This window comes from Mycobacterium sp. 3-98, assembly GCF_035918355.1.
In the GTDB taxonomy this organism is placed as follows: domain Bacteria; phylum Actinomycetota; class Actinomycetes; order Mycobacteriales; family Mycobacteriaceae; genus Mycobacterium; species Mycobacterium intracellulare.
Map to the genome: position 1 here is coordinate 2,836,364 of NZ_CP142360.1, position 6,925 is coordinate 2,843,288.

Consider the following 6,925-nt stretch of genomic DNA (forward strand, 5'->3'; position numbering starts at 1 on the left):
AGTGGAAGACGCTGATGAGTCCGAAGGGTCTGAGAACTCATGTAGCCTCAGGTATCGACCAACCCACGAGCCGATCAGGCAGGTGCTCTCACACAGATGATACGGCCGTCCACCGGACCGGTAGGTCCCGGACGCGTCGCCGTGCCGCCCCAACCCGCGGGCCGGTTTTCTAGATCGAGAAGTTCGCCGCTTATCTGACCTCGCGTCGATCCTCGCCACTCGCGCGTAACCACTCACAAGATCGGACGTGACCCCTTTTGCCGCGGTTCGTAAACCCGCCCTGTCCGCATGTCTCCGCTCAGCCCGAATCTCACTGATTCCATGGCGATTACCGAAGTACCTGAATACGCCCACCTCAGCGATGAAGACGTCGAGAACCTCGCGGCCGCACTGGACACGATCCGTTTCGACGTCGAAGGTTCGCGTGGCACCAAGGACCGTGACTACATCCGTCGGGCCATCGCCTTTCAGCGATGCCTGGAGGTCGCGGCCAGACTGACCCTCATCGGCAGCAGATCGAAGGCCGGATGGGCCCTCGGAACCGCAGCGCTGGCTGCGGCCAAGTGCATCGAGAACATGGAACTCAGCCACAACATCAGCCACGGTCAGTGGGATTGGATGAACGATCCGGAAATCCATTCCAGTACCTGGGAATGGGACATGGTCGGTCCCTCGAAGCACTGGCAGTCCTCTCACAACCACCTGCACCACGTGTACACCAACGTCGTGGGCATGGACGACGACCTCGGATTCGGAGTCCTGCGGGTCACGCGCGATCAGGAGTGGGAGCCGAGCGCCCTGGCGCAACCGTTGCGCGCGGTGTTGCTGGCGCTGGCATTCGAATGGGGCGTCGCGCTGCATGGCCTGTACGCGGTGCGGGATCGCGAGACAACAGAGGCCGGTAGATCTGCCCACAAACGGGTGATGATCCGCAAGATGGCTCGCCAGGCAGCTAAGGATTACATCTTCTTTCCTGCGCTGGGCCGACGGCGATGGCGCCGCACGCTCGCCGCGAACGTGGTGGCCAACGGATTACGCAACGTGTGGGCGTACGCGGTCATCGTCTGCGGTCACTTCGCGGACGGAGCGGAAAAGTTCACCCCGTCGGTCTTGGAGAACGAGACGAAACCCGAATGGTATCTCCGACAGATGCTCGGGACCGCCAACTTCCGAGCCGGTCCGGCGCTGGCGTTCATGAGCGGAAACCTCTGCTATCAAATCGAACACCATCTGTTTCCCGATCTGCCGAGCAATCGTTACCCCGAGATCGCTCAACGGGTTCGCGCGCTGTGCGGCAGATACGACTTGCCATATACCACCGGTCCGCTGCTCCGGCAGTACCTGCTCACCGTCCGCACGATCTGCAAATTGGCGTTGCCCGACCGATTTTTGTCCGCGACCGCCGACGACGCGCCAGAGACAGCGTCCGAGCATAGATTTCGGGACGCCGCGGGCCGGCCGCAAGTAGCAATCGCGGACACTGACGTGAGGCGACGCGGGTTGGCGACGGCGATGCTCACCCGCGGTAGACGCGGCCAGCGGGGGGGCCGCACCGCCTAGCGCGCAGTGCGGACGCAGGACAAGGCGGCTTTTGGATTGGCGCCCCGCGTATCTCGACGGGCGCACGAGCCCCGCGGCCGAAACAACGGCATCGCCCGGCCCATGGGCCGTGTGGAAAGCGTTCAGCCCCAGGGGTTTTCGTTCTCCACCGCTAGAGGGTGGTCACTCCCACCGCTTGGGGGCCTTTAGGCCCCTGGCTGATCTCGAACTGGACGCGCTGATTCTCCTCGAGGCTGCGGAAGCCGCTTTCCTGGATCTCAGAATGATGGACGAATACATCCTTTTCGCCGCCGTCAGGGGCGATGAATCCGAAGCCCTTGTCGCTGTTGAACCATTTCACGGTTCCCTGTGTCATACGAATTTCGCTTTCTTTCGGAGCGGATGAAATTAGCTACATCCGGGTCAACCGTAACACAATCCAGCGAAAAAGTAGCGGGGGTTAATTGCCGCACGCACGCTGGGGACCTGCGGAATCCGATCACGGATAAACGGGCGCTATCGAGGAAGGTCGTCGCCTCAGCGCTTCTTGGTGACCAGCAGGGCTTCCGCCTGCGAGATCTCGGCGGCCTTGCCCCGCTTCGCCGCTCGTTTTTCTTTCAGGGATTTACCCGATTTCTTGCCCATGGTTTGCCGGGGAGATTTATCAGACATCGCGGCCTTTTTGATTTGGGGACCTGGCAGGTCCCGATTTAGCGAGCATACACCCCTCCTGCGCACCCCGACCCGCTATCAAAGCCGCCACCAACGATCCGCCCTAATATTCCAAATCAAAATAATTCGGACCGCCTGCAACGGGCATGACCGGCGAAAATGCACCGCGAAGTCAGGTTAAACGGCTCAGTCGAATCCGGCGCTGATGGTGATGTGGCCGACATGGTCTACTCGCGGGCGTCCACTTTTTGCCCGCTGATCATGAGGCTCGCGACCGTCAAGGCGTTGTTCGGGCCGGCCGCGGTCATCATGACGGTGTGCGCATCGTTTTCGTCGGTGTGCGGTGAAACCACCAGGAGGGTGATTCTCTGGCGATTGAGCCCGAGCACCTCGACGGTGTGAACCGGCTGGCGGCGGTATCCGTCGAGCCGTACCGTCTGCGGGCCGAACGCCAATTTTGCTGGCGCCGTTGCCCATTCGGTGAGGTTGTAGATGACACGACCCACGGGACCAAGCCGAACCGATAGCACTGCCAGCAGATCTGGCAGCTCCGCCGTCAGGTCGTCACTATGCGGCCACCACGCTCCATCGACATACCCGCTGCGGGGCGACTTCGGTTTCAGGCGCAGGCGCGGTGTGTGTAGCGGCGGGGCATGCCGGCCCCCGGCAGTGGTGTGGTCGTCATGCGGCGCCATATTGACGCTCCCGTCTTGGCCGCGAAGTGGGCCAAATCATTCGAATCGACGATGACATGGCTTTGATTCGTCACGTTCGAGGTATCGCCGATGGTCTTACCCTACTCCGGTCGTGTCCGAACGCGAGCGCGAATCATGATTGCCACCGGCTTGCGACGCGGCTCTTGGCGTCGCCGTGGCGCAAACACGCCGTGGCGCAGCGGATTTCATCGAAAATGCGATGACACGGTGTTCGGGTTTGCGGCTGACCTCAGCGGATCGAAACCAGTTGGTCGATCGAGTCCCGGGGCAATTCGCCGTTCACCAGGGCGCTGACCACCAGCCGATCCAGCGTGATCGCGCCCTTGTGATTATCGAGGAAGGCCGTGTCGGCAGCGTCGCGACCGGTGGCGATGCGCACCAGCGTCTGTCGCGGCGCCAGCAGCGTCGCGTCGACCACCCGCCATTGCCCCTCGACGAAAGCTTCGGCGACCGCGTGGAAGTCCATCGGATTTACCCCGGGCGCGTAGACGGATACCAAGCGGGCCGGCACGCTGACCGCTCGCAGAAGTGCCACGACCAGATGCGCGTAGTCACGGCACACACCTTCGCCGGCGAGCAGGGTGTCCACCGCCCCGTCAATCGGATCGCTCGAGCCGGGTACGTAATTGAGTCTGGTGCCCACCCAGGAACTGACGTGCTCCAGCAGCGCCGTCGGATCGCGGTCATTGCCGAATTCTGTGGCGGCGAAACCATAGAACTTGTCGGCCTCGGCGTAACGGCTCGGCCGCAGGTACATCGACTGGTCGTATTCGGTCACCGGAGCCGGATCAGTGTGCCCCACGATCGTCGCGGCGTAGTCCACGCGCAGCGTGCCGACCTCCGCGTCGAACTTGTGGATGCGGTTGCCGTGCAGTCCGCTGACCTCCAAGGGCCGGATTTGCTCTCCGTTCAAGACGAAGCGCAGCGACTCGAAGACCTCAGCACGCGGGTGCGGCGCAACGGCAATCTGGAACTCCAGCGTCGTGGCCGCAGTGATTTCGACTTCAATCTCGGCGCCCACTTCTCGTCTCATAGCGAGATAGTGCGCCGGAGGGGCCCGGATCGCCAGCCGCGGGTCGGCGATCCTCGGTGGTTGAGCGTTTTTACAAACGGGTAGTGGCATAAACAATGCGCAACCAGGGGCAGTTCGACGCGATCGCCCGAGAGATGGTCCAAGGGGTCTCGGGCGTCTGTTGCGTGCTGCTCGACCGCGACCTGCGGATCCGGGCGGCAAGCCGGGCCTACGAGCGCGTCGCGCTCCGGGAACACGGCGAGTTGTCCGGGCAATACCTGTTCGACGCATTCCCCGACAATCCCAAGGACCCGCAGGCGACGGGGACGTCGAACCTCGCGTCGTCCCTCGAGATCGCGATGCGCGCCGGCCACACCCATAAGATGCGGCTGCAGCGCTACGACATCCCCGATCCCGCCGCCCCCGACGAATTCCTGCCCAAGGTGTGGAGGCCGACCAACTCCCCGCTGCTCGACCATGGCGAGCTGGTGGGGGTGGTGCATTGCGTGAAGGAAGTCTCCGAGAGCAGCCAGCTCCTTGCCGAGGTGGCCCGCGAGGTCGAGCGCGGTGACTCCTGGGATCCGGCCGAGCTGCTGCACACGCTCGAGGCCGTCAGCGCCGTGGAAGCCAGTCTTTACGCTCAGCGCCAGGAGTCGCTGGCCCTCGAGAACAAGCAACTGATGCGCGCCATCGAGACCCGAGACGTGATCGGGCAGGCCAAGGGCGTGCTGATGGAACGATTCAATATCGACGCCGGTGGGGCGTTCGGCCTGTTGACCCGCCTCTCGCAGCAGACGAACACCCGGGTCGAGCAGATCGCCCGCACGCTGGTCGAGACGAAGCGCCCTCCGCGCTCGGCCTGAGCCGCCGGCACGGGGCGGACCGCGATCGGGGCTCAGACGATGTGCAGACCCTGGGCCAGCTGCGACACCCCAACCACCGTGAACAGGATGACCAAAATCTGCCGGTGGTAGGTCCGCACCCAGTCGTGCAGCACCCGGAGCAGGGATTGCGTCTTGGCCGGCGTGACCACATACCCGACGAGGATCACCTCGACGACGGCGTACATCAGGACGGTGAACGCGATGGCGGCTCCGAACTGTGCGGTGAGCGACGCGCCCGAGGCCATGATGATCGCGACGATGAAGAGGACGCCGTCGACCGGCACCGAAATCAGCCCGATCACCCACGCGACCCACGACGACCCGCCCTCCCATGCGTCGTGGATGCGGCCGAGCAGGCGCCGGACGGGGGAGCCGTCGTCGCTCGAGACATCTTGGACCCGGGTCAGCAGCCGCGGCATGGCGATGGGCGCCGCGGAGGCTGACGACGGTGCCGGCGATCGGGCGTCGGGCGAGGGTTGCGCCACCCGCTGGCGCGTCACGAAGCGCACCGTCATCGCCGCCGCGATCGACAGCCCGATCACGCCGAGGCCGATTTGAACCTTTCCGAGGGTCGCGCCCGTAGAAGGGGAAGACGAACCGTGCGCGATGTGCCCGAACATGGGGGTGAAGTTCAGCAGCATCAGGGGGAGCAAGAGCTCGGGTACGCATACCGTCAGCCCGCCGATCCAGTAGGCGAGCAGACTCGGTCCCGGCCGTGGCCGCGAGATCATCAGCAGGGCGAGCCCGAGACGAACCGGGTTGAGCGCAGCCAGAATTCCCAAGCCCAGCACTGACCCCCACATGGCCGCAGCTCTACCCGCACCTGTCGGCGCTTAAACGCCGACGGGTCGCGACCGGATGGCGCCGCGGCGGAGCGGGGCCCGCCCGAAGCTATGAGCCCGCTGTGCGCCGAATCTTGATCTTGGTCAACGGATTCGGGCGAAGCCGACGAGCGGTGTGCAAGCGCGCCCGTGAGATCAATCACAAGGCCCCGGGGTTGCCGGTTGTCCGGTCCCGCCGGCAAAAACGGCCGGTTGAATCGTGCGCCAGACGTAGCCAGCCGTAGGCGCGCAGCTTCACGCCCGAAAGCAAACGCACCACTTGGTCGAACGCCGCCGTGGCAATCCGACTCGCCACAGCTACGGCGAAGCTCGATGTGTCGACCTTGCTGGCGGGGCGCTAATCGCGGTTTAGCAAGCGTCCGTACGTTTTTGCACTGTGCGGCAAACGGACTGTGTCGCCGGGTATCAATTGGCTACTGAGAATCGTCGCGCCGCGAATAGGCTGTTAAGGCCATGATTCGGCCCGCAGCTGCGGCGGGTTTATCGGTTACGCCGCGGCCACGGCGCCGCGCGCCGAGCCGCCGGACGGGGCCAGAGGCAAATATATTTCGTTCACGTAAGCGACGCCAGGAATGCCGGGCCGGCAAATTCATTATTTCCCTAGGTCGCTTGTGAAAAAGGACGGTAAGGCACCCGTGTCGTGGCGATGTCAACGGTGCCGAGCGTCAAAGTTGTTTGCTGGACAGCGAGACACGAGTGCAACAACGGCCGCTGTTAATGTCTTACGTGAGAACGTAATTCAAATGTTTCGAAACGAGCGGCCGGGGTACACCGCGGAGCGTGAATGGCAACATTGACGTTCGTGTGGCCTACCCGGGTAGGGGGTCTGCCATGGCCGTCATGGCTCAGTTGCCACCGCGTCCAAACTCACGGGCGCCGTTTTCGACCGCATCTGATCGAGCCTGACGGCTCAATCCTTAAGTGCCGCACGGTACTTCGTGTGGTGCGCAGCGCTTGGAGTTTCGTTTCGGTGTTAGGGGGTCCATCAATGCAGCTCAATCCGTTCGACGACGACGGCGGCAGTTTTTTCGTCCTGGTCAATAACGAAGAACAACACAGTCTTTGGCCAACTTTTACTACCGTTCCCGCCGGTTGGAGAGTAGTTTTTGGGCAAGCCGACCGCGCCGCATGCCTGCACTACATCGAAGAACACTGGCCCGATATCCGGGCGAAAAGCCTCCGCGACACGCCGACCCGCGCCGGTTTGTGATGTTTACACCGATGTCATATGAAGGACTTCGGTAGAGCTTGGGGGGTTCA

At 63.3% G+C, this 6,925-nt stretch carries 8 protein-coding genes; 3 read left to right on the plus strand and 5 right to left on the minus strand.

What is annotated here, in order from left to right; translation table 11 throughout:
• Positions 1 to 321 precede the first annotated feature (321 nt).
• Positions 322 to 1,560, plus strand: coding sequence for a fatty acid desaturase family protein (locus QGN30_RS13625; protein WP_248923119.1), 1,239 nt, complete (start codon positions 322 to 324; stop codon positions 1,558 to 1,560).
• Between the two features lie 151 nt (positions 1,561 to 1,711).
• On the opposite strand, the gene QGN30_RS13630 is transcribed toward QGN30_RS13625, so the two are convergent.
• The 4 genes from QGN30_RS13630 to QGN30_RS13645 form a co-directional block, all read right to left on the minus strand.
• Complete coding sequence (locus tag QGN30_RS13630; protein WP_008257323.1) at positions 1,712 to 1,915, minus strand: cold-shock protein; 204 nt, start codon at positions 1,913 to 1,915, stop codon at positions 1,712 to 1,714.
• Positions 1,916 to 2,076: 161 nt separating this feature from the next.
• Positions 2,077 to 2,211 carry a hypothetical protein gene (locus QGN30_RS13635; RefSeq protein ID WP_014380282.1) on the minus strand — a complete coding sequence of 45 codons (135 nt, stop codon included), beginning with the start codon at positions 2,209 to 2,211 and terminating at the stop codon, positions 2,077 to 2,079.
• 227 nt (positions 2,212 to 2,438) lie between these two features.
• Positions 2,439 to 2,906, minus strand: coding sequence for a DUF5994 family protein (locus QGN30_RS13640; protein WP_225331839.1), 468 nt, complete (start codon positions 2,904 to 2,906; stop codon positions 2,439 to 2,441).
• Between the two features lie 250 nt (positions 2,907 to 3,156).
• The gene (locus QGN30_RS13645) at positions 3,157 to 3,948 is read right to left on the minus strand and encodes a transglutaminase-like domain-containing protein (protein ID WP_009953999.1); all 792 of its coding nucleotides are present in this window, start codon (positions 3,946 to 3,948) and stop codon (positions 3,157 to 3,159) included.
• Positions 3,949 to 4,055: 107 nt separating this feature from the next.
• Between QGN30_RS13645 and QGN30_RS13650 the strand changes: the two genes are divergently transcribed.
• Entirely contained in the window at positions 4,056 to 4,802 is a 747-nt protein-coding gene (locus tag QGN30_RS13650; RefSeq protein WP_014380280.1) for an ANTAR domain-containing protein, read from the plus strand.
• A gap of 32 nt (positions 4,803 to 4,834) precedes the next feature.
• On the opposite strand, the gene QGN30_RS13655 is transcribed toward QGN30_RS13650, so the two are convergent.
• Entirely contained in the window at positions 4,835 to 5,626 is a 792-nt protein-coding gene (locus tag QGN30_RS13655) for a GAP family protein (protein WP_026071367.1), read from the minus strand.
• Between the two features lie 1,027 nt (positions 5,627 to 6,653).
• On the opposite strand from QGN30_RS13655, the gene QGN30_RS13660 reads away from it, so the two are divergent.
• Positions 6,654 to 6,875, plus strand: a complete 222-nt coding sequence (locus QGN30_RS13660) for an MbtH family protein (RefSeq protein ID WP_008257310.1) — start codon at positions 6,654 to 6,656, stop codon at positions 6,873 to 6,875.
• Positions 6,876 to 6,925: the final 50 nt, after the last annotated feature.